Below are 21,623 nucleotides of genomic sequence, written 5' to 3' on the forward strand. Positions count from 1 at the left end.
TCTTCATGTCGTGCCGCATCCGAACCTGTCGATCAATGGCGGCTATCAAGTCCGCGCTGGGCCGAGCCCTGAACCGTGTCGTGATATCCCCTAACTTTCAAACGAAGTCCACTACATCACGTCACTAGGTCTTAGTGAAGTTCGATAGGAAACTCCGTTTGAAAGTTAGGGGATTGAATCTATTTTCATTTTTCCTTCTTTTTTTGTTGCCACACACAATTTTATGCAGCAGCATTTTGTCATCGACAACAGCGCAGCCCAGAAGCGCCCGATCCAAAAATGAAGAACTCAAAGGTGATTACCAAGGCCGAAATCGCTCGTGCCGCAGACGTAGCCAGGACTGAAAATGTGACAATTGAAATTGAATGCGTTGACCGGATCATTCGTGTAAGCCCAGCGGCTCCGCTTTCATGGACAATGAAGTCGGCTTCCTCCAGTAGTCGCGGGGTGGTACTCTGATGCCTCGCACGCTCCCCCTCTATGTCACTAAAGAAAAATCGCGGCACGGCAAAATCGTCTTCTATTTCAGAATTGGAAAAGGAGAGCGAATCCGTTTGCCTGGTTCTCCGGGTTCGAAAGAGTTCAAGGTAGCTTATCAAGCTGCGTTGACCGGTAAACATCTTGTGCAGCCTCATTACCAGGAATATGCCCGTTCACTACGCTGGTTGGTCCGCAGATACATGGAAAGCTCCGCCTGGGCTTCCCTTAGCGTTGCCACCCGGAAGCAGCGGGGGAATTTCTACAGCCAGGTCATCGAAGCCAGCGGCGACGTCGATTGCCGAATAGTAAGAGACAAAGACATCAGGCAAGCCCTGGAACGGCGGCGAAATACACCGTCATCCGCAAACAACTTCTTGAAGGCTATGTCGGCGCTGTTCAAATGGGCGCTCATTCAGGACTATGTTGAAACTGACCCTACGGTCGGCGTGAAACGCCTGAAGGTGAAAGATTCTGACGGCTTTCCAATTTGGACCATCGATGAAGTCCACGCATATATGCGACATTGGCCTGTAGGCACCCGCGAACGATTGGCCTTCGAACTACTCATAGCATCGGGCCTGCGCAGATCAGACATGGTTTTGGCAGGGCGTCAGCACCTGAAAGATGACGTCTTCTCAATCAGGACAGCAAAAACGCGAACGCCGGTCACACTGGAATTCTCCGCGAGAGTTTTGGAAATGATCGAGAAAACAGAAACAGGTGATTTCGCGTTTATTGTCGGTAGAAAAGGTCGACCTTTAACGAAGGAATCTTTTGGAAATTGGTTCCGTGAAGCGTGCCGTGCCGCCAATATTCCCAAAAGTGCGCACGGCCTCCGAAAATTTTCTGCAACACTCGCGGCAGAAGCCGGAGCGACGACTCATCAGCTGATGGCGCAATTTGGCTGGGTGACGGTTCAACAGGCTGAGCTGTACACGAAAAGCGCTGATAGAGCGCGACTGGGCAAAGACACATCGCGCATTGTGGCAGAACAAATCGAGACTATCCTTGCCCCGCACCTTGAGCAGGGTGCGGGAGAAAATTCAATTAAACAAACGAAAACAAAAGGATAGAATTTGAGTGGTGGGCCCGGAGGGACTCGAACCCCCAACCAAGCGGTTATGAGCCGCCGGCTCTAACCATTGAGCTACAGGCCCTTTTCCCGGCAGGCGGGGCAGCCGCGGATCAATGGTATTCAGCGGTGCATTTTGGCTCTAGCTTAGATTCTCTTCTGCCACAAGGCTTTGCCGCAATGCCTACACAATCCACCTCCAAGAAGGCCGCAGGGACAGATCAATTGGAGAGAACCATTCATGACGATCAGGAATTTTTCGCGACCGGCTTTCGGCATATTGACGGCTGCAGCAATCGCTCTTGCCGCAGCGACCGCTGCACGCGCCGATGAAGCCACGCCGCGCGAAGCCGTTATTTCTGTTTCCGGCGAAGGCCGGTCGGCAGCGACACCGGACATGGCCGTTCTGTCCTTCAGCGTCCTCAGCGACGCAAAGACGGCTCGCGAAGCGCTCGACGCCAACAACAAGACCATGGCCGACGTATTGAACGCGCTGAAGACGGGCGGCATCGCCGCTCGCGATCTTCAGACGTCCGGTTTTGCCGTCAATCCACAGTACCAGTATCCCGACAACAGCGATGGCGCAAACAAGCCGCCGGTGCTGATCGGCTATCAGGTGGCCAATTCGCTGACAATCCGGGTGCGCGATCTCGCCAAGCTCGGTGGCATCATTGATCAGGCCGTGACGCTCGGTGTCAACCAGGGCGGCAGCATTCAGTTTACCAATGACAAGCCGGAAGCCACCATCATCGAGGCCCGCAAGGCAGCCGTTGCCGATGCCGTGGAAAAGGCGAAGGTGCTTTCAGAAGCCGCCGGCGTCTCGCTCGGCCGGATCGTCGAGATTTCGGAGAACTCGCAGCGTCCTGAGCCGATGCCGATGATGCGCGCCATGGCAAAGGAATCGGCAGCAGACGGAGTGCCGCTCGCAACCGGCGAAAACGCCTACAGTGTGAACGTCAACGTCACCTTTGCGATCAAGCAGTAAAAAACGCCCTGCACCGCTGCCCGGCCGTTCCGGGTGGCGGACGCAGCAGGCTTAAAGGCCTCGACAAAAAGCCTCCCGCAGCACTGCGGGAGGCTTTTTGTCCTGAACCGTCGATCATCGTCAGCCGGGATGGAGACGTTGCGGGTGCGCCTCCTCCTGCGGTCGTCCGTGACTGCGTGTACAATGTTTACCGGCCGAGCGTCGGGCAGCCGCGAACATTGGCGAAGACGATACTACGGTAGTTGCCATGACGATGGCCTTCCACGACGACGCGGCGCGGGCTTACATGCACGACCTGTGCGCGGCGCAGGCCGTAGGCGCGAGCCTTGTCGGTCGCAAGCCAGGGCTCGCAACGACCGCGACGATCTGGCCCCCAGCCCGGACGACGATCATGGCCCCAGTCGGGGCGGCGGTCGGGATAACCGCCATACTGGACATCGACGATACCATCAGAGCGAATGCCGAAAGACAGGGTCTCGGCGGAAGCTGCCGTCGCACCAAGCCCAGTCACAGCGGAAAGACCGATCAGGCCGGCCACCATCAGTTTTGCAAAAAGCTGTTTCATCTTCTTTCTCCCTTGGACTTCGTTTGACCTGCCCTTTGCGGCTCCGCTGCGCGGAAACCATGTCTTCGGGCTATGAAACGGAGATTAAAGGGGATCACCTGAACGCCGGACGAACCGCCCATTCATGCGCGGTTCAGGCATATCGGCAGCCATTTGGCGAAGCAAAAAGCGAGGGATCAGCGCGCCAGAGCCTGTTCGAAAACGCGGATGTTGCGATAATGCGTCAGCCGGATGACGAGCCCGCCGTCGATCTCGAAGACGAAGACGCTGGGAATGGAATAGGATTGGCCGCTCGCTTCCGGCAGGCCGGGCGCCCGTTCGCGGTAGCGGCCGCGCGCCGTGGTATCGACGGCGACCCGCTGCCCGAAGGCATCGTGCATCACCACGATATCGCTGAAATTTTCGTCGAAATGGCGGAAATAGCTCATGATCGCCGTGCGCAGCGGTTCGGCGCCGATTGTCCTTTGCCCAAGCATGGTATCGAGCGCCACATCCTCATCAAGGAAGCTGCCGATAGTCTGGAAATCACGCTCGTTGAGCGCTTCGATGAAACGGCTGGCGATGGTTTGCGCGTCGGTCAATGATCTGTCTCCTGAAGCAGCCTGGACTAACACTCCCCCGGAGCGGTCCTGCCGATCTCAGGGAAACACCAAACCACTGATTTCGTTCCATGAATTATACGAGAATCGACTGCAATGCAGATCCGAGCCTGCTCTTCGGAAAACGCCGTGTCCAGAAAAAATACTGCCCGCTTTCAAGGCCCCAGATGCAGGACGATGTCCCGCCTGTGGGGCCGGCTGCGGTGCTCGAAGAGATAGATGCCCTGCCAGGTACCGAGCATCAATCGCCCTGCGAAAACGGGAACGCAAATCGACACCTGCGTCAACGCTGCCTTGATATGGGCCGGCATATCGTCGGGGCCTTCCATCGTATGGTGGAGCCATCCCATGGAGGGATCATCCGCCGGGGGAACGAGGCGATGGAAGAACAACTGGAGGTCGCGTTGGACGTCCGGATCGGCGTTCTCCTGGATCGTCAGGGAACAGGATGTGTGGCGCACGAAGAGCGTCAGCAGCCCCTCGCCCCTGCCCGCTTTCTCCACGAAGGCAGCGGCCTCCTCGGTGAACTCGTAAAGCCCGGCGCCGCGGGTGGAAACGGAAATGATCTGTTGCGGCATGGTGGCCTCGGCAATTGCAGGGAGACCTTACAATTCCAGAATGCTCTTGAAACCGCCATAGATCATGCGCTTGCCGTCGAAGGGCATGTCCCATTTATCCGGCGCGAGACGTGGATCCGCCATGACCTTGGCGTTGATTGCATCCCGCTGTTCGCGTGAGGGATAGGTGATGAAAGAGAAGATCACGACCTCGTCGTCGGTTGCCATCACCGCACGCGGGAAGGACGTCAGTTCGCCATAAGGCACATCGTCGGCCACGCATTCGACGTAGGAGAGCGCGCCGTACTCCTTCCAGACGCTGCCGGCGACAGTGGCCATCGTCAGATAGGCATCCAGATTGGCCTTCGGCACGGCAAGAATAAAACCATCGACATAGGTCATGACATCCTCCTCCTCCTGAAAGGCTTCAGAGACGATAGCACGGTTCCGGCGTTGCGGAAAAATCGCCTCGCTTCTCGGTTCGATCATTTTAATTGAACAATTTATGAGCAAAATTATGCTCACAAAAAAGGCGATATGCGTTATTTTCTTGCGCGTGCGGTGCGGGAGCCATAGCTAAAAGTCGCAACGGCGGAGATTTCGGTCATATTCGACAAGCAACCCGCCGCCGCACGACTTAGATCCTGCCTGAACGCGAGCGGCCAACGCCAGCACAGGGGATCGGGCCGATCGTCGGACTCTTGAAGTCCACCAAGGAGAGAGACATGAACCTGAAGACATTGACGGGCGCCACGCTGGCTGCCTCCCTGCTGTTTGCCTCGACTGCCTATGCCGATATCACCATCGGCCTCGTCGCCCCGCTTACCGGTCCGGTTGCCGCCTATGGCGCCCAGGTCAAAAACGGAGCAGAAGCGGCCGTTGCCGAGATCAACAAGAATGGCGGCATTCTCGGTGAACAGGTCGTCCTGAAGCTGGCCGACGATGCCGGCGAACCGAAACAGGGCGTTTCCGCCGCAAACCAACTTGTGGGCGAAGGCATCCATTTCGTCGTCGGGCCGGTTACATCCGGTGTCGCGATCCCCGCGTCCGACGTTTTTGCCGAAAACGGCGTCCTCATGGTGACCCCGACCGCAACGGCGCCAGATCTCACTGCCCGCGGCCTGACCAACGTGCTGCGCACCTGCGGCCGCGACGACCAACAGGCGGAAGTTGCTGCCGCTTACGTCCTGAAGACTTTCAAGGACAAGAAAGTCGCTGTTATCCATGACAAGGGAGCCTATGGCAAAGGCCTGGCCGATGCCTTCAAGGGGGCTATCAATGCCGGTGGCATCACGGAAGTGCTTTATGATTCCGTCACTCCCGGCGACAAGGATTTCAGCGCCCTCATCACTCGCCTGAAGGCGGAGGGTGTCGAGGCCATCTATTTCGGTGGCTACCATCCGGAAGGCGGTCTGCTGGCACGTCAGCTTCATGACCTGCAGGTCAACGCCACCATCATCGGCGGCGAGGGCCTCTCCAACACCGAATTCTGGGCAATCGGCAACGAATCGGCAGCCGGAACCATCTTCACCAACGCATCGGATGCGCTGAAGAACCCGGACTCCGCCGCCGCGGTCAAGGTTCTCGAAGCAGCCGGCATCCCGCCGGAAGCCTTCACGCTCAACGCCTATGCTGCTGTCGAAGTGCTGAAGGCCGGCATCGAAAAGGCTGGTAGCGCCGAAGATGCCGCAGCCGTCACGACCGTACTAAAGACCGGCGAACCGATCGCAACCGCCATCGGCAAGCTGACCTACGGCGAAACCGGCGATCTCACCTCACCGAGCTTCTCGCTGTTCAAGTGGGAAAATGGCAAGATCGTCGCTGCGGAATAAGCCCGCAACGATCCGAAATGATAAACGCCGGAAGGAAACTTCCGGCGTTTTTTATTGGAATTCTCTTCTCCCCGGCGAGAGAAAGGGCATCAAGAAGATGGAAAGCCCCTGCTCCGCCACTGGCTTTTCGGAACTTCGGCACCGACATCGAACCCAAAAGAGTAAATACGGGTCCCTTCCGCATCCACTTCGCAGCGGAAGGAGAGATCGTACCAGCGGTTCCTGGCGCGAAATGCGGCGCGCTGCACCTTGAGAATATTTCCCTTCGGCAGATCGTAGGAAGGAACAAGCTCAGCCTTGTAGGCTGGCGAACCGTTCTGCAACTGGGCATAAAGCTCACTGCTGCAGAGACGGGCGATGCGCTCGCTGCGCGACAGGTTGCCCATGGCAGTGCGCGCAATCGGGTCGTCGCTGACGTCCTTCGAAAACAGCTTTTTGACTTCCGGAATCTCCTTGTCGATTTCCTCCGGCTTTTCCGCTTCGGCCGGAGCCTTCGAATCCGCCTCGACAACACCGGGCAGAGGGTAGGCCTTTTCGGAAGGCACCGCATCCGCCATGGCTGTCAGCGCTTCGATTTCGGGCTTCTTTTCAGCCTCTGCCGCCTTTTCGGGCTCGGGGGACTTTGCCTCCTCCTGTGCTGTCTTTTCAGGCTCGGGGGGCTTTACCTCCTCTTGTGCCGTCTTTTCAGGCTCCGGTGGTTTCGCTTCCTCCTCTACCGTCTTCTCCGGCTGCGGCAGGGGTTGGTCTTCGGACGAGTTGCCTTCATCCGCGCGCTTGGCGCCGGTGTCTTTGTCCGCGAATTCATAGACCGGGCGCAGCACGGGGATCGGAACTTCCGCCGGGGGCTGCTCGGCGGCAGGCTGCTCCTGTGCCTGCTGCTCCTGAGGTGGCGGAGGCGGTTGTTCTTCGGCCTTTTTCTCCTCCGGTGTCGGCTCTGCGGCCTTTTCCGGTGGTGGCGGCACAATCTCGACGCTGATGGTCTCTTCCGCCGGCGGCGTGAAGTCGGGCATCGGCAGCTGGAAGAGCAGCACGAGACCGACGGCAATATGAAGCGCGACCGAGACAATCGTGCCCCAGCCAATCTCTTTCCAACGCCGTTTTATTTGCTGCTGCATCAATACCTTCACACCCGCCGTGCAAAAAATCGGCGGGTCAAAACGAAAACCATCCCCATCAGTTTGGCCGGCAGGTCCGAAATATCAATAGCACTACGCGCTTTTGAAGAACTGAGGTGCTGCAATCTAACCCGGAAAGGCTCTAAAGCGTGAGGACATCCCCATCGGCGGGAATCCGCAACTGAGATGCGTCGATACCGTTGGCATCTGCCACCTTTCGCAGATCCTCTCGAGCAACCGTGGCATGGTCCAGCGCTTCCATATGGACGGCGACAACCGTTGCAGCTTCAGCAAGTTTGCAAACGCTCACCGTCTCGGCCGCATCCATGACGATCAGGTCGCCATCCCACTTGGCACCACAGGAATGGGTGACGATCACGTCAGGGGCGGTCTCGCGGATCGTCTTCTCCACGGGGGGATAGAGAACGGTGTCACCGGCCCAATAGACTGTCGGTTCGCCCTGCCCCTCCAGGGTAAAGCCCATGACGGATCCCATCAGCTCGACCACCGGGCCAAGTCCGTGGCTGCCGTCCCTACGCGTCAGGGTCAGCCCCTTCCAGGTAGCGCGCTCCGTCAACCGTGTGACATCGGTGAAACCCGAACTGCGGATCGCTTCCTCGTCACCGGGCTGGCAGAAAATCGGCAGATCCTTGGGCAAGCGCTCCTTGGCCACATCGTCGAAGTGATCCGTGTGGAGATGGGAAATGACGACCAGCTCCACGCCATCCAGAATATCTTCGATCGCGACGGGAAGTTCGGTCATCGGATTGGGCGAGCGCCCTGTGAAGGACGGCAGTGAATGTTTTGACGCGAAATAGGGATCAATCAGCACGACATGGCCGGCATAGTCGAGCTTCAGGGTGGCGTTTCGGATGAGCTGTAGCTTCACGCGGTATATCCTCTGGCAGTAGAAAGCCTGTGCGCAAAATGATTGAGCACAGGCCTTAAAACAAGGGCGAAATCTCGTGCCGGAGCGACACCGCCTGGCTGCGCACCGGCTAAAACATGCCGCGTAAAAGTATGCGGCCGTTTTGCGATAGTCGCGACACTCGTCGCGACACACGAAAAGGCAAGATCACATTGTCCACTCCGCATCCAGTGAGTAGGCGCGAACATAGTCGACCTTCATCTGCGCACCATCATCAAAGTCGCTGGAAGGTGTTCCCGCCGTACCGCCCACGGCCAGGTTGAGGACCATATACATAGGACCGTGCATGTCGGAGGGTGTCCTCTCCCGGGCGATCTCCACGTCATCGAAATACCAGACCAGTTCGTCTTCGGTCCATAGCAGGCCGTAGTTGTGAAACCCGTCCGTAGTCGGCACCTGAGTGGCGGTTTCCTTCGTTGTGCGGGACCCCGTTTCCATCGAATGGACGGTCGTATGGATCGTCTGCGGCTCCTGTCCGCGCATTTCGACAACATCGAGTTCGGGCGGCCATTTGCCGTCTTCCGGCAGGAGCCAGAACGCCGGCCACGCGCCGCGATCATTTGGCATGTCTGCCCTTATCTCGAAGTAGCCATAGGTTTGCGCGAATGAGGAATGGGTCGTCAGCATGCCGGAGGTATAGGTGCGCCCCCCGACTTCCTGCTCCATACCCTGCGGGGTCCGTTCAGCGCTGATCGTCAGGATTCCGTTCTGCACGGAAAACGGATTGAGCGATCGGGTCGGCTCATAGGCGGGATTGACGTACCATTGCAATTCGCCGTTGGTATGAAGCGTGCCGCCACTCTCCGGTGCCCAGGGAAATTTCGCGTCCCAAATACCAGTCTTGCCGCTGTGGAGCCAGAGCGTCGAGAAATTATCGAAGAAACTCCGCGTCATCTCGGATTTATCGATCGAGAGATCGAACTGTTCCGCCTTCAAATCTTGCGCCTGGACGCCTGCCAGAACGAGCTTTTCGCCATTGCCGAGATCGAGGCTCAGATCATTTCCCTTCTGTGTCAGCCGGGCGAGCACGTCCTTGAAGGAGGTCAGACCGTAACCTTTCAGGCGCAAGGTATCCTCAGCCCCGAAATCACCGATCCGGTCGCTTCCCGATCCACGCTCCATCAGAAAAATGTCCGCGCCGGCGCCCCCGAACAGCACGTCATTGCCACGTCCACCATAGAGTGTCTGCGCACCCGAGCCGCCGGAAATTATATTGTCGGCGGCGTTGCCGAAGGCGTGTCGCCCGTCGCCGGACACCTGCAGGTTCTCGAAATTGGTGGGGAGCGTATAGCTCATCCAGGTCGAGATCGTATCGATGCCCTGGCCCACCGCCTCATCCGCGGCGTTTTTCGCGGAATAAAGGTAGTAAATGTCGTCGCCCGTCCCACCGCTCATCGTCACCTGGACATTGGCGCTGCCCCACATCGAGTCGTTTCCAATCGATCCATTCAGGATTGGGCCCGAGCCGACTGCGGAAAACCAGGCCGTGGAATCCGCACTGTAGTAGAGGACTTTGCCTATGGCATTGATAACGCTTTTACTCATCGGGCTGCTCCATTGCACGCAAAAGGCCCCAGCACCGACAAGGTTATCATCGAGAAGTTGCAGAACCAAGTGCTGCAGTGCAACAAACATGGACTAACAAGTTTTTATTTCGAGATGGAGCAGAGCCTAGCTGTTCCTTCAGGGAGGCTGCCGCTTTTGGAAAGCAAAGGCCCTCGCAGCAAAAAGGCCGGACAACAGGCCCGGCCTTTCAAAAGGTTCTGGTATCGACCCAGATCAGCTATCGAGGAACGAGCGCAGCTTCCTGGAGCGGCTCGGGTGCTTCAGCTTGCGCAGCGCCTTCGCTTCGATCTGACGGATACGTTCGCGGGTAACCGAGAACTGCTGACCGACTTCTTCAAGCGTATGGTCGGTGTTCATGCCGATGCCGAAGCGCATGCGCAGCACGCGCTCTTCGCGCGGGGTGAGCGATGCGAGAACGCGGGTCGTCGTTTCGCGCAGGTTCGCCTGGATAGCCGCGTCGATCGGCAGAAGCGCATTCTTGTCCTCGATGAAGTCACCGAGATGCGAATCCTCCTCGTCACCCACGGGGGTTTCGAGCGAGATTGGCTCCTTGGCTATCTTCAGGACCTTACGGACCTTTTCGAGCGGCATCGCCAGCTTTTCCGCCAGCTCTTCCGGCGTGGGCTCGCGGCCGATCTCATGCAGCATCTGGCGCGAGGTACGGACGATCTTGTTGATCGTCTCGATCATGTGCACCGGAATACGGATCGTGCGGGCCTGGTCGGCGATCGAGCGAGTGATTGCCTGCCTGATCCACCAGGTCGCGTAGGTCGAGAACTTGTAGCCACGACGGTACTCGAACTTGTCGACGGCCTTCATCAGGCCGATATTGCCTTCCTGGATGAGGTCCAGGAACTGCAAGCCGCGGTTCGTGTACTTCTTGGCGATCGAGATCACGAGACGCAGGTTCGCTTCGACCATTTCCTTCTTGGCGATGCGCGCTTCGCGCTCGCCCTTCTGGACCATAGAAACAATACGGCGGAATTCGGCGATCGAGATGCCGGTTTCGGTCGCAAGGTTCTGGATTTCCGCACGGATGGTACGGATCATCGTGTTCTCGCTCTTGGCGAATTCCTTCCAGCCCTTGGCCGCAAGGTTCGAGATCGACTTCATCCAGTTCGGATCGAGTTCGGCACCGGAATACTGCTCAAGGAACGAGTCTCGCTTGACGCCGTAGCTTTCAGCGAGGCGCAAGAGACGGCCTTCGTTCTGCATGAGGCGCTTGGAGATGTCGTAGAGCTGCTCGACGAGGCTGTCGACACGGTTCTGGTTGAGCGACAGCGACTTGACGGCCGTTATCAGCTCATCCTTGAGCTCCTTGTAACGGCGCTCCTGGGCTGGCGACAGCGTACCGGTTGCCTGCAGGCGGGCTTCCACCTGCTGGTCCTGCAGCTTGCGCAGCTTCTTGTAGGTGTCGGCGATCGTGTCGAGCGTTTCCATGACCTGCGGGCGCAGTTCCGCTTCCATCGCAGCAAGCGAAAGGTTCGACTCGTCGTCGTCCTCTTCCTCTTCTTCTGGCGGAAGGCCTTCACCACCGACATTGGTGATGTCGTCTTCGGAGCTGCGGACCCGGCGGGTCTTTTCCTTTTCTTCGGCAGCCTTGCGGTCTGCCTCGATCTTCTCCGGCGACTGGAACTGCGGTGCAGCCTTGGCCTCGGGACCGGAATAGGTGGTTTCGAGATCGATGATCTCGCGCAGCAGCGTCTGGCCTTCGTTGAGTTCGTCACGCCAGATAATGATGGCCTGGAACGTCAACGGGCTTTCACAGAGACCCGCGATCATGGTTTCGCGGCCGGCTTCGATCCGCTTTGCGATCGCGATTTCGCCCTCGCGCGACAGGAGCTCGACCGAGCCCATTTCGCGCAGGTACATGCGAACCGGATCGTCGGTACGATCGGTTGGCTCTTTCTTCTTCGCGGTTGCAAGCGCGGTGCCGCTCGAAGGCGCGATTTCGCCGCCTTCGCTCTCGTTATCGTCGCTGCTGTCGTCGTCGTCGCCACCGGCGGCTTCGTCGGCTTCCTCGTCCTCGACGACGTTGATGCCCATATCGGACAGCATCGCCATCGTGTCCTCGATCTGCTCGGAGGTCACTTCCTCGGACGGCAGAACAGAGTTGAGTTCGTCCATGGTGACGTAGCCGCGCTTCTTGGCGGCTTTGATCATCTTCTTGACCGCGTCATCCGAGAGATCGAGAAGCGGGCCATCGGGAGCGCCTTCGCGTTCAGCTTCTGCTTCTTCGTTCTCTTTGACTTTGGTTGCCATTCTTCGTCGCTTTCCCTGGACAAGCATTCGTGTATGCGGTGTGAACCCTTCCGGTTCGGGGGCTGCACCAGCTCCCGCCGCGAATCATTACCCCTGACGTAACGGGATGATGTTTAATTCCTGATTAACCACGACAGTCACCGTGGATGGTGTGGCCGGCTGCGACAGCAAGCCCATTGAAAGACCACTTGCATGATTGTCGTATCCGCCGTACCCATTTTCACCTTCTGCGCCAGAATGGTGATTCCCAGAAAATTCCGCTCCGTCAAGCGATTCCGGTAAAAAAACCGTTCAATTCGGTAAAAAACGCTGAATAGAGCCCTAAAGACCGCATTCCGGCTTCCTGTGGCAGATGTAGGCATGCGCGCCTAAAAGACAAGGGGTGCAGCGCAGCAGAAAGCATCGTTTAGCTCAACTTTCGATTCGGTCTGTTACGGTCCACAACCCGCCGAGAATCAGTTTTCGCTGAAAAAAGCGTGGAATCAACACAGCCGATCGCCAAGATACCGGGTACAATCTGCAGGTCCAGCGCAGCCTATGCGGCCTAAACGCCCCAGTCCATGACGACCTTGCCGGAATTGCCCGAGCGCATCGCCTCGAACCCTTCACGGAAATCATCAATGCCGATACGGTGGGTAATGACCGGTGTGAGATCGAGCCCGCCCTGCACGAAGGCGATCATCTTGTACCAGGTCTCGAACATCTCACGACCATAGATGCCCTTGAGGTTCAGCATCTTGAAGATGACCTTGTTCCAGTCGATCTCGAAGCCGGTGGGAGCGATGCCGAGAATGGCGATCTTGCCGCCATTGTTCATCTTGTCGATCATGTCGCGGAAGGCAGGTGCCGCTCCCGACATCTCAAGCCCCACATCGAACCCCTCCGTCATGCCAATGCTCTTCATGACATCGGCAAGGTTCTCCTTGGAGGCATCGACGACATAGTCGATACCGACCTTGCAGGCGAGATCCAGCCGGATCGGATTGATGTCGGTAATCACGACCTTGCGGGCGCCGGAGCGCTTGGCAACCATGGCGCCCATGATACCGATCGGTCCGGCGCCGGTGACGAGCACATCCTCGCCTACCAGATCGAAGGAAAGCGCCGTGTGTACGGCATTGCCGAAGGGATCGAAGATCGCAGCGATCTCGTCCGGCACGTCGTCGGGGATCGGAACGACATTGTATTCTGGAATGCAGACGAACTCGCCGAAGGAGCCGGGCCGGTGTACGCCGACGCCAAGCGTGTTACGGCAGAGGTGGCCCCGGCCCGCCCGGCAGTTGCGACATTTGCCGCAGACGATATGCCCCTCGCCCGAAACTCTCTCGCCGACATGATACTTCGTAACAGAAGAACCGATCTGCGCGATCTCACCACAGAATTCATGGCCGACGACCATCGGCACGGGAATGGTCTTCTGCGCCCATTGATCCCAGTTCCAGATGTGCACGTCGGTGCCACAGATCGCCGATTTGCGGACTCGGATCAGGACATCGTTCGGGCCTGGCTCAGGAACGGGCACATGCTCCATCCAGAGGCCTACCTCCGCCTTTGCCTTCACAAGAGCCTTCATCATGTTGGTCATCGCGCGCTCCTCATAAAGCAGATTCCTGCCTCGGCTCGCCAACCTAGCAACTTCCCGAGGGCTTTCACAATGGCTGCATCCGCCGTCTCATGACGCTGGAAAGCTGGGGTCAAGCAGCGTGGGGCGAATTAAAACGGAACGAAACTTCAACCCGCACGTTTTCCGGCCATCGAATCTAAAGGAGAACGTGATGAAAAAGACCCTCATTGCCGCTGCTGCCTTTGCAGCCCTTGCAACCACTGCCGTCGCGCAGGAAGCCACGGTCACTGGCATGGTCGGCGGCGCCGCAACCGGCGCTATCGTCGGCGGCCCGATTGGCGCCGGCGTCGGCGGTGTTATTGGGGCGGTCGCAGCCGCCACGATCGATCCGCCTCCGGCCAGGGTGATAACCTATGTCCAGCAGCAGCCGGTCCAGCAGTCCATCGTCGTGCAACAGCCTGTCGTGATCGGCAAGCCCATTCCGCGCGACGTCGTGCTCGTTCCCGTGCCGGAAGACCAGCGCTACGCCTATGCGGTTGTCAACAACCAGCGCGTCATCGTCGATCCGAACACCCACACGGTCGTTCAGGTCCTCAACTGACGGTATCGCCCAGATCAGTCCGCTGCAGCGTCGTTGCAGCGGACTTTGCATGCGCACGATGAAAAACGGAACATTATTGGGCGCGTTTGGCGTGTCTTTGGTCCCCCAACAAGTATAAAACAAACTAACATATTGAAAAATATAATATTTTTTCTATTAATCCTGTTTCATTTCCGACTATTTGAGACAGCCCGCATTCATCGGCCATTCATCCGATCCCTGCATAAAAAACCTGCGAATTTCAAAGGACTAGGCCTTATTCGAGGGTTAAGGGAAGACGATATGAACAAGTTCAAATTTGCCACGTTTGCCGCCGCTGCATTTCTCGCAGCCTCTGTATCTCATGCGGAAGACCTGGTCTTCACGCTGAAGAACGGCACCGGTTCCGTTCTCAACAATTTCTACGCTTCGCCGGTCGGCGTCGAGCAGTGGGAAGACGATATCTTCGGCCGCCAGGCTCTCGGCCCAGACGAAAGCATGGAAATTACCATCGCCGATGGCCGCGACGTCTGCAAATATGACATGCGTTTCGAATTCCAGGGCGACGAGCTGACGACCACGACCGACACGCAGGACCTTTGCGAATTGGGCGAATACACCATCACCGAATAAGCCCTCAAGCTATTCGGCCAGACGAGCGGCTCTGCCAGAGATGGCAGAGCCGCTTTCATTTCATGCCAGGGATTTCATCGGATCACGCCCAGCGAACGTCCGACATCCTCGAAGACGGCAATTGCCTGCCGGACATCCGCCTTGCTATGTGCGGCCGACATCTGCGTGCGGATACGGGCCTGCCCCTTGGGCACGACGGGGAAAGAGAAGCCGATCACATAGACGCCCTTTTCCAGCATGCGCGCCGCCATTTCCTGGGCGAGTGCGGCATCCCCCAGCATGACCGGGATGATCGGATGCCCCTCGCCCGCCAGCGTAAAGCCGAGCTTCGACATCTCGCTGCGAAAAAGAACGGAGTTCGCCTCAAGTCGTGCCCGCAAAGCACCACCATTGTCGATAAGATCAAACACCTTGAGGGAAGCCGCCGCGATGACCGGCGCCAGCGTGTTGGAGAAGAGATAAGGACGCGAACGCTGGCGCAGCCACTCGACCACCTCACCCTTACCGGATGTATAGCCTCCGGATGCGCCACCCAACGCCTTGCCGAGTGTTCCGGTAATGATGTCCACGCGGCCCTCGACGCCACAATATTCCGCCGAGCCACGACCGTTCTGACCGACGAAGCCCACGGCGTGACTATCATCGACCATGACCATCGCGCCGTATTTCTCAGCGAGATCGCAGACGCCGCCGAGATTGGCGATAATGCCATCCATGGAAAACACGCCGTCGGTCGCAATCAGCTTGAACCGGCTGCCTTCGGCCTTCTTCAGCTCCTCTTCCAGAGCGGTCATGTCGTTGTTGGCATAACGGAAGCGCTTTGCCTTGGAGAGACGCACGCCGTCAATGATCGAGGCATGGTTGAGGGCGTCGGAAATGATCGCATCCTCTTCTCCGAGCAGCGTCTCAAAGAGCCCGCCATTGGCATCGAAGCAGGAGGAATAGAGGATCGTGTCTTCCATGCCGAGGAAGGAAGAGATGCGGGCTTCGAGCTGCTTGTGCTCTTCCTGGGTTCCGCAGATGAAACGCACGGAGGCCATGCCATAGCCGTACCGATCAAGCGCCTGCTTGGCGGCGTCTGCCAGCTCGGCGTTGTCGGCGAGACCGAGGTAGTTGTTGGCGCAGAAATTCAGCACTTTCTGGCCAGATGCGACTTCGATCTCACCGCTCTGCTTGGACGTGATGACACGCTCGGACTTGTAAAGCCCAGCCGATTTAAGTTCGTCGATTTCGCGGATGAGGTGGTCGATAAAGGCTGATGTCATGATTGCGATCCGGGGTTCCAATACTGTATTCGACGATGACAGACATAACACAGCCAACCTCGCCTCGCATCGGCGCAAACGTCAGATCATGGCGCCGCGGCGGCCAGAAGGAAGACGATGAACATCTTCGAGAGATTTTCCCTGAAGGGTCAGGTGGCGCTTGTCACCGGCGGCGGACGGGGCCTCGGTTTCGAGATCGCGCGGGCACTTGCCGAGGCCGGCGCACATGTCGTGATCACCGGTCGAACGATAGAGACACTCGACACCGCCGTCATGACCATCGCAAATGCTGGCGGCAGTGCGCGAGCCGCCGCATTCGATATCGCAGACAGCGACGCCCAGCGGACTACCCTCGCAGATATCGAAAAAAAACACGGCCGGCTGGACATCCTCGTCAACAATGTCGGCGCCCGGGACAGGCGACCACTTGCCGATTTCGAGGATGACGCCGTGCTCGACCTGATCCGCACAGATCTGGTTGCCGCGATCACCTTGTCACGGGATGCGGCGACCTTGATGAAGAAGAGGCAATACGGGCGACTGATCTCGATTACCTCGATCAACGGCCAGGTGGCGATGCCGGGCGACGGCATCTATCCCGTCGCCAAACAGGGACTGACCGGTCTGATGCGTTCCATGGCGATCGAATTCGGCCCCTTCGGCATCACCAGCAATGCCATTGCGCCGGGCTGGTTCGCGACCGAGACCAATGCTGTCATGGCGGAAAACGAGGAGCTGATGCCGTTCGTTCGCCAGCGCATCCCCGTTCAGCGATGGGCGCGGCCGGACGAAATCGCCGGTGCGGCGCTGTTTCTCGCCAGCCCCTCGGCCTCCTTCGTCAACGGCCATGTGCTGACCGTCGACGGTGGAATGACCGTCAGGATGTAAGCTCAGCTTTTCTGCAAAGCGAGATGGGCGCCAAGGCCGACGAGTACGGCGCCACCGGCGCGTTGCAGCAGACGTTGCGCTGTGCTCGACTGCTGTAGTCTCTTCATGATAGCGCCTGCCAACATGACGCAGATGATATCGGCGGACGAGAACACGCAGTTGACGATCGTGCCGAGCACCAGAAACTGCAGCCAAACCGGCTGGGCAGCGGCTGCATCGACGAACTGCGGCAGAAAGGCGAGGAAGAAGAGCGCAGTCTTCGGATTGAGCACCTCGACCGTGACGCTTTCCAGAAAGGCGCGACGTGCGGATTTGGGGATAAACCCGACCGGACCGGTTCCCCCGCTCGCCTTGGCACGCATCAGCGAAAGGCCGAGCCAGACCAGATAGGCGGCGCCCATCAGCTTGACGGCCATATAGAGTGCCGGCACTGCATGAAACAGAATGGAAAGACCGGCCGCAGCGGCAATCACATGCACATAGCAGCCGATATGGATACCGAGCGTTGCCATCAAGCCGGCCCAGCGGCCCCGCGCCATCGTCTGCGCGGCGGCGTAGAGCATGGAGGGGCCGGGAATATAGGCAAAGATCGCGGTCGTGATCAGGAAAGTGACGAATAGTTCGAACGACGACATGTAAGCCTCTGGTTTTGGAAGACCGCCCAGCCGTTATGTAACCGGCGCAATACTCATTGATAGCCGAAAAAGGAATCCTGCCCAAGAACGCGCGGCCGTTTCAGCCACGCTCGTGGTCGCGGATCGCCTTCAGGAAGATATCGCCGTAACGTTCGCGCTTGGACTGGCCGATGCCCGAGATGTCGAGAAGCGCGTTGGCATCCGAAGGCCGCTCCTTGGAAAGGGCAACCAGCGTCGTATCCGGAAAGATCACATAGGGCGGCACGTTCAGCTCCTTGGCAAGCGTCGCGCGCACGGCCCTCAGCGCCTGGAAAAGTTCGCCGTCGCGGTCCGACAGTTCGCTTCGGGCCGCAGCCGCCGCTCCCGATTTGCCGTTGCGCTGGGATTTCCCCGATGTCGGCCGGTCCTTGCGGAAGCGCACCTCCCGTTCACGCTTGAATACCGCGCGGCTTTCGGGCTCCAGCTTGATGGCGCCGAAGGCGGAATGATCGACGCTGACGAGACCGCCGGCGAGAAGCTGGCGGAACACCGATTGCCAGGTCTTGGCCGCTATATCCTTGCCGGCGCCGAAGACAGGCATATCGACATGGCCGAAGCGCTCGGTCTTTTCGTTGCTAACGCCCATCAACACGTCGATCACATGACCGGTACCGAAGCGTTCGCCCGTGCGGTAGACGGCGGCAAGCGCCTTGATCGCCGCATCCGTGCCATCCCAGGTCTCGACCGGCTTCAGGCAGGTATCGCAGCTCTCGCAGCGCCCCGGATGCGCTTCTCCGAAATGTCCCAGGATTGCCTGTCTGCGGCAGGAAGCAGTCTCGCAGATCGCAAGCAACGCATTGAGCTTGGCGCGCTCGACGCGCTTGATTTCATCTGCCGCAGAACCTTCGTCGATCATCCGGCGGCGCTGGATGACGTCGGCCATGCCATAGGCCATCCAGACGTCGGACGGTTGGCCGTCACGACCGGCGCGGCCGGTTTCCTGATAGTAGGCTTCCACCGAGCCCGGCAGATCGAGATGGGCGACATAGCGCACGTCCGGCTTGTCGATGCCCATGCCGAAAGCGACGGTCGCGACAAGGCACAGGTTTTCCTCCTTGAGGAACGCATCCTGATTGGCGTCACGCACAGCGCGGTCCATGCCGGCGTGGTACGGAAGGGCTCGGATGCCCTGCGTGTTCAGCCATTCCGCCGTGTCCTCGACCTTGGCGCGCGAAAGGCAATAGACGATGCCGCTCGAACCCTCGTGGCGAGATAGAAAGCGCAGAAGCTGCTGGCGCGGCTGGTCCCGCTCGACGATTTCATAGGCGATATTCGGCCGATCGAAGCTGGTCGAGAAAACCTCTGCTCGCTGCAGGCCGAGCCGCTCGATGATATCTTCGCGCGTATGCGGATCGGCCGTCGCCGTCAGCGCAATGCGCGGCACGCCCGGAAAATGCTCGCCGAGCTGGCCGAGTTCGCGATATTCCGGCCGGAAATCATGGCCCCATTGCGAGACACAGTGAGCCTCATCGATCGCGAACAGCGCGATCTTCGCCCCGTTGATCAGGTCGCGGAAGGATGGCGTCAGGATACGTTCGGGCGTGACATAAAGGAGATCGAGCTTGCCGGCACGCAAGGCATCACGAACAGCAAAGGCCTCGTCGCGCGTGAGCGAAGAATTCAGTGCCGCCGCGCTGACGCCAACCTGCTTCAACGCCTCCACCTGATCGCGCATCAAGGCGATCAGCGGCGAGACGACAATGCCGACGCCGTTGCGGCACAAAGCCGGGATCTGGAAACACAGCGACTTGCCGGCCCCCGTGGGAAACAGCACGACCGCATCGCCACCTGCCGTCACATGCTCGACCACGCCGGCCTGCTTGCCGCGAAAGGCCGAGTAGCCATAGACGGTCTTCAAGACATCGAGCGGGTTTCGGGCACCTTCACGGTCAAACAGGGGATCGATACGGTCTTTTGTCTGCGGCATGGAATCGCTTTCTTGGAGAGCGGACTATGGCACGGATCATGACACGACAGCCATCGCCTGCGACCCCAATGCACGATTGGTCCCCTTCTACTTGCCCGCCGGCCCTTTCACGCGGCCCGACAACACGCCGAAACCGTCAATGATCGCTTCCTGGTTTTCAAGACGCGTCACTTCGAGCTGAACCTCCTGCAACGTCCGTAGGATCTGGCTGACACTCTCGTCGTCCCCCTCCTCCGTCGCGTGGGCAAGCTCGTTTTCCAGTTCATGCCGCTGCCACAGCAACGCCTTGGTGCGCTTGTGCAAAGAGAGCGCCTGGAGATAACCCTCCCGTGCATCCTCGGGTGCCGCCTGAATGGTCGCGGTCCAAAGCCGCGTGTAGCGGATCTGCTGATCAAGCCCCTTCAGAAGTGCGCCAAAACCTTCCGCTTCCAGCTGTTCCATCAAACCTTCGCGAGACAGGCGCGGTCCCTTGGCGGCGGCGGCATTGAGCACAGACGACCAGAAGCGCTGGAGATCGCGATTGTCGTATTCGATCGCGGAAATCTCGTCATATTCCTCGAACAGAAGCTGCGGGTGATTGACAATCGTCAAGGCCAGCACACTTTCGCGCAACGGCGGGAGGCTCTGGCTGCCGCTCACCAGTGAAGAGCGGGCCAGGCGTTCAGAAACACCGCCGGTCCCTCGCTGGGCCGAAGGCCCGCCACGCCCCTGCGGGCCGTTGCGTGCTCCGTCTCTTCCCTGATTGCGGTCGAAATTGCGCTGAAAACCCTGTTGCCGATTGCTGCCCTGGAAGAAGGCATTCAGCCGGTCGCGAACATCCTGTCCGTAGTGGCGACGCACGTTCTCGTCGGCGATGACCGCAACCACCTGCTTCAATGTCGCTTCCAGTTCAGCGCGCTTTTCCGGCGTATCGAAGCCTCCAGACTGCACTTCGCGGATCCACACCATCTCGGACAGTGACCGCGCCGACGCCATCACCTTGTCGAAGGGACCGCGCCCTTCGTTGCGGACGATATCGTCGGGGTCCTTGCCATCAGGCAGAAGCGCAAAGCGCACGGACCGGCCGGGCTTCAGATGCGGCAGGGCGAGGTCCACGGCGCGGTTTGCTGCGCGAATGCCGGCGCCGTCGCCGTCGAAGCAGAGCACCGGCTGCTGCGTCAGCTTCCACAGAAGTTCGAGCTGGTTCTCGGTCAGCGCTGTTCCCAGCGGCGCGACGGCGTTCTCGATGCCGACCTGATGGAGCGCGATAACGTCCATATAGCCTTCGACGGCAATGATCGTGCCAGCGCCATTTTCGTTTTGCGCGGCGTTGCCGTCGCGGCCAGCCCCAGACATGGCTTTTCTGGCACGAGCAAAATTGTAAAGCACGCTTCCCTTATGGAAGAGTTCGGTCTCGTTGGAATTGAGGTATTTCGCCGGCGCATCCGGTGACATGGCGCGTCCACCGAAGGCAATGACCTTTTCGCGGGATGACAGGATCGGGAACATGATGCGGTCGCGGAAGCGGTCGTAGGAAACCGGAATGTCCGGCCCGTGAACGACAAGACCGCAGGCCTCGATCTGCTCCTTGGCAATACCCTTGGTCGCCAGATGCTCCTTCAGCGCATTGCGGCTCTCGGACGCATAACCAAGTCGGAACGTCTCGATCGTGCGCCCCGTCAGCCCGCGATCGCGCAGATACGCACGCGCCTTGGCGCCGTTGGCCGTCTGCAGCTGATCCTGGAAAAACTGCGTCGCCATTTCCATGACGTCCTGCAGGCTCGCCCGCTGGCGGTCACGCTTCTCGGCCTCGACATCCGGCTGCGGCATCGCCACGCCGGCAAGATCGGCGATCTGCTGCACGGCCTCAGGAAAGTTCATGCCGTCGAGATCAGTCAGGAAACGGAAATGATCTCCCGATACACCGCAGCCGAAGCAGTGATACCTCCCCTTGCGATCCTCGCAATGGAAGCTCGGTGACTTCTCCCCGTGGAAGGGGCAGCACGCCCAGAAATCGCCGCGCGACGCATTGGTCTTCTTGCGATCCCAGGTCACGCGTTTGCCGATCACGTCCGAAATCGGAACGCGGTCACGAATCTCATCGAGAAAGGCGTTGGAAAAGCGCATGAAAACCTCTGATCTGGCCTTCATA

General features: G+C 58.9%; 19 protein-coding genes and 1 tRNA gene. 6 read left to right on the plus strand and 14 right to left on the minus strand.

Translation table 11 applies throughout. The features are described 5' to 3' along the window. The first annotated feature begins 458 nt into the window (after positions 1–458). Positions 459–1,553, plus strand: coding sequence for a tyrosine-type recombinase/integrase (locus QO002_RS16310; RefSeq protein WP_307231514.1), 1,095 nt, complete (start codon positions 459–461; stop codon positions 1,551–1,553). Between the two features lie 8 nt (positions 1,554–1,561). On the opposite strand, the gene QO002_RS16315 is transcribed toward QO002_RS16310, so the two are convergent. After that, a tRNA-Ile gene (locus QO002_RS16315) sits at positions 1,562–1,637 on the minus strand. Positions 1,638–1,793: 156 nt separating this feature from the next. Here QO002_RS16315 and QO002_RS16320 point away from each other — a divergent pair. Then, entirely contained in the window at positions 1,794–2,537 is a 744-nt protein-coding gene (locus tag QO002_RS16320; RefSeq protein WP_307231515.1) for an SIMPL domain-containing protein, read from the plus strand. A gap of 187 nt (positions 2,538–2,724) precedes the next feature. Here the strand turns inward: QO002_RS16320 and QO002_RS16325 are convergent, their stop codons facing one another. The 4 genes from QO002_RS16325 to QO002_RS16340 form a co-directional block, all read right to left on the minus strand. Continuing rightward, positions 2,725–3,102, minus strand: a complete 378-nt coding sequence (locus QO002_RS16325; protein ID WP_307231517.1) for a hypothetical protein — start codon at positions 3,100–3,102, stop codon at positions 2,725–2,727. 176 nt (positions 3,103–3,278) lie between these two features. Then, on the minus strand, positions 3,279–3,683 hold the full coding sequence (locus tag QO002_RS16330; RefSeq protein WP_307231520.1) for a ketosteroid isomerase-related protein: 405 nt from the start codon (positions 3,681–3,683) through the stop codon (positions 3,279–3,281). Between the two features lie 173 nt (positions 3,684–3,856). Further along, positions 3,857–4,279: a secondary thiamine-phosphate synthase enzyme YjbQ gene (locus QO002_RS16335; RefSeq protein WP_307231521.1), complete on the minus strand. Its 423-nt coding sequence runs from the start codon at positions 4,277–4,279 to the stop codon at positions 3,857–3,859. A gap of 27 nt (positions 4,280–4,306) precedes the next feature. Then, on the minus strand, positions 4,307–4,660 hold the full coding sequence (locus QO002_RS16340) for a DUF1428 domain-containing protein (protein WP_307231523.1): 354 nt from the start codon (positions 4,658–4,660) through the stop codon (positions 4,307–4,309). 323 nt (positions 4,661–4,983) lie between these two features. Here QO002_RS16340 and QO002_RS16345 point away from each other — a divergent pair, with 323 nt between their 5' ends. Continuing rightward, positions 4,984–6,090 carry a branched-chain amino acid ABC transporter substrate-binding protein gene (locus QO002_RS16345; RefSeq protein ID WP_307231525.1) on the plus strand — a complete coding sequence of 369 codons (1,107 nt, stop codon included), beginning with the start codon at positions 4,984–4,986 and terminating at the stop codon, positions 6,088–6,090. An 89-nt stretch (positions 6,091–6,179) separates the two neighbouring features. Here QO002_RS16345 and QO002_RS16350 read toward each other — a convergent pair whose 3' ends face one another. From QO002_RS16350 to tdh, 5 genes are all read right to left on the minus strand, one after another. Beyond that, on the minus strand, positions 6,180–7,205 hold the full coding sequence (locus tag QO002_RS16350) for a DUF930 domain-containing protein (RefSeq protein ID WP_307231527.1): 1,026 nt from the start codon (positions 7,203–7,205) through the stop codon (positions 6,180–6,182). Between the two features lie 142 nt (positions 7,206–7,347). Next, positions 7,348–8,094: an MBL fold metallo-hydrolase gene (locus QO002_RS16355; RefSeq protein WP_307231529.1), complete on the minus strand. Its 747-nt coding sequence runs from the start codon at positions 8,092–8,094 to the stop codon at positions 7,348–7,350. Positions 8,095–8,280: 186 nt separating this feature from the next. Further along, positions 8,281–9,678 (minus strand): endo-1,3-1,4-beta-glycanase EglC, encoded by a 1,398-nt coding sequence (gene eglC, locus QO002_RS16360; protein ID WP_307231531.1) that lies wholly within the window; start codon positions 9,676–9,678, stop codon positions 8,281–8,283. A gap of 234 nt (positions 9,679–9,912) precedes the next feature. After that, complete coding sequence (gene rpoD / locus QO002_RS16365; RefSeq protein ID WP_307231533.1) at positions 9,913–11,961, minus strand: RNA polymerase sigma factor RpoD; 2,049 nt, start codon at positions 11,959–11,961, stop codon at positions 9,913–9,915. Positions 11,962–12,505: 544 nt separating this feature from the next. Beyond that, positions 12,506–13,546, minus strand: coding sequence for an L-threonine 3-dehydrogenase (gene tdh, locus QO002_RS16370; RefSeq protein ID WP_307231536.1), 1,041 nt, complete (start codon positions 13,544–13,546; stop codon positions 12,506–12,508). Positions 13,547–13,736: 190 nt separating this feature from the next. Between tdh and QO002_RS16375 the strand changes: the two genes are divergently transcribed. Then, positions 13,737–14,126 carry a DUF1236 domain-containing protein gene (locus QO002_RS16375; RefSeq protein ID WP_307231538.1) on the plus strand — a complete coding sequence of 130 codons (390 nt, stop codon included), beginning with the start codon at positions 13,737–13,739 and terminating at the stop codon, positions 14,124–14,126. A 282-nt stretch (positions 14,127–14,408) separates the two neighbouring features. Then, a complete protein-coding gene (locus tag QO002_RS16380; protein ID WP_307231540.1) occupies positions 14,409–14,738 on the plus strand; it encodes a hypothetical protein in 330 nt (109 codons plus the stop codon). A gap of 74 nt (positions 14,739–14,812) precedes the next feature. On the opposite strand, the gene QO002_RS16385 is transcribed toward QO002_RS16380, so the two are convergent. Next, positions 14,813–16,003 carry a glycine C-acetyltransferase gene (locus tag QO002_RS16385; RefSeq protein ID WP_307231542.1) on the minus strand — a complete coding sequence of 397 codons (1,191 nt, stop codon included), beginning with the start codon at positions 16,001–16,003 and terminating at the stop codon, positions 14,813–14,815. Positions 16,004–16,120: 117 nt separating this feature from the next. Here QO002_RS16385 and QO002_RS16390 point away from each other — a divergent pair, with 117 nt between their 5' ends. Beyond that, on the plus strand, positions 16,121–16,891 hold the full coding sequence (locus tag QO002_RS16390; RefSeq protein ID WP_307231544.1) for an SDR family oxidoreductase: 771 nt from the start codon (positions 16,121–16,123) through the stop codon (positions 16,889–16,891). A gap of 2 nt (positions 16,892–16,893) precedes the next feature. On the opposite strand, the gene QO002_RS16395 is transcribed toward QO002_RS16390, so the two are convergent. The 3 genes from QO002_RS16395 to dnaG all read right to left on the minus strand — a co-directional run bounded on the left by QO002_RS16395 (position 16,894) and on the right by dnaG (position 21,598). After that, complete coding sequence (locus tag QO002_RS16395) at positions 16,894–17,526, minus strand: LysE family translocator (RefSeq protein WP_307231546.1); 633 nt, start codon at positions 17,524–17,526, stop codon at positions 16,894–16,896. Positions 17,527–17,626: 100 nt separating this feature from the next. Continuing rightward, positions 17,627–19,492 (minus strand): DNA helicase RecQ, encoded by a 1,866-nt coding sequence (gene recQ, locus QO002_RS16400; RefSeq protein ID WP_307231548.1) that lies wholly within the window; start codon positions 19,490–19,492, stop codon positions 17,627–17,629. Positions 19,493–19,579: 87 nt separating this feature from the next. Continuing rightward, a complete protein-coding gene (dnaG, locus tag QO002_RS16405; RefSeq protein WP_307231550.1) occupies positions 19,580–21,598 on the minus strand; it encodes a DNA primase in 2,019 nt (672 codons plus the stop codon). Between the last annotated feature and the right edge of the window lie 25 nt (positions 21,599–21,623).

This window comes from Pararhizobium capsulatum DSM 1112, from assembly GCF_030814475.1.
GTDB lineage: Bacteria > Pseudomonadota > Alphaproteobacteria > Rhizobiales > Rhizobiaceae > Pararhizobium > Pararhizobium capsulatum.

Bases quoted from the DNA above. Each gene is read 5' to 3' on its own strand.
- QO002_RS16390 (WP_307231544.1), top strand. From the start codon at position 16,121: ATGAACATCTTCGAGAGATTTTCCCTGAAGGGTCAGGTGGCGCTTGTC.
- QO002_RS16335 (WP_307231521.1), bottom strand. From the start codon at position 4,279: ATGCCGCAACAGATCATTTCCGTTTCCACCCGCGGCGCCGGGCTTTAC.
- eglC (WP_307231531.1), bottom strand. From the start codon at position 9,678: ATGAGTAAAAGCGTTATCAATGCCATAGGCAAAGTCCTCTACTACAGT.
- QO002_RS16380 (WP_307231540.1), top strand. From the start codon at position 14,409: ATGAACAAGTTCAAATTTGCCACGTTTGCCGCCGCTGCATTTCTCGCA.
- rpoD (WP_307231533.1), bottom strand. From the start codon at position 11,961: ATGGCAACCAAAGTCAAAGAGAACGAAGAAGCAGAAGCTGAACGCGAA.
- QO002_RS16345 (WP_307231525.1), top strand. From the start codon at position 4,984: ATGAACCTGAAGACATTGACGGGCGCCACGCTGGCTGCCTCCCTGCTG.
- dnaG (WP_307231550.1), bottom strand. From the start codon at position 21,598: ATGCGCTTTTCCAACGCCTTTCTCGATGAGATTCGTGACCGCGTTCCG.
- tdh (WP_307231536.1), bottom strand. From the start codon at position 13,546: ATGACCAACATGATGAAGGCTCTTGTGAAGGCAAAGGCGGAGGTAGGC.
- QO002_RS16375 (WP_307231538.1), top strand. From the start codon at position 13,737: ATGAAAAAGACCCTCATTGCCGCTGCTGCCTTTGCAGCCCTTGCAACC.
- QO002_RS16340 (WP_307231523.1), bottom strand. From the start codon at position 4,660: ATGACCTATGTCGATGGTTTTATTCTTGCCGTGCCGAAGGCCAATCTG.
- QO002_RS16350 (WP_307231527.1), bottom strand. From the start codon at position 7,205: ATGCAGCAGCAAATAAAACGGCGTTGGAAAGAGATTGGCTGGGGCACG.
- QO002_RS16310 (WP_307231514.1), top strand. From the start codon at position 459: ATGCCTCGCACGCTCCCCCTCTATGTCACTAAAGAAAAATCGCGGCAC.
- QO002_RS16395 (WP_307231546.1), bottom strand. From the start codon at position 17,526: ATGTCGTCGTTCGAACTATTCGTCACTTTCCTGATCACGACCGCGATC.
- QO002_RS16325 (WP_307231517.1), bottom strand. From the start codon at position 3,102: ATGAAACAGCTTTTTGCAAAACTGATGGTGGCCGGCCTGATCGGTCTT.
- QO002_RS16320 (WP_307231515.1), top strand. From the start codon at position 1,794: ATGACGATCAGGAATTTTTCGCGACCGGCTTTCGGCATATTGACGGCT.
- recQ (WP_307231548.1), bottom strand. From the start codon at position 19,492: ATGCCGCAGACAAAAGACCGTATCGATCCCCTGTTTGACCGTGAAGGT.
- QO002_RS16385 (WP_307231542.1), bottom strand. From the start codon at position 16,003: ATGACATCAGCCTTTATCGACCACCTCATCCGCGAAATCGACGAACTT.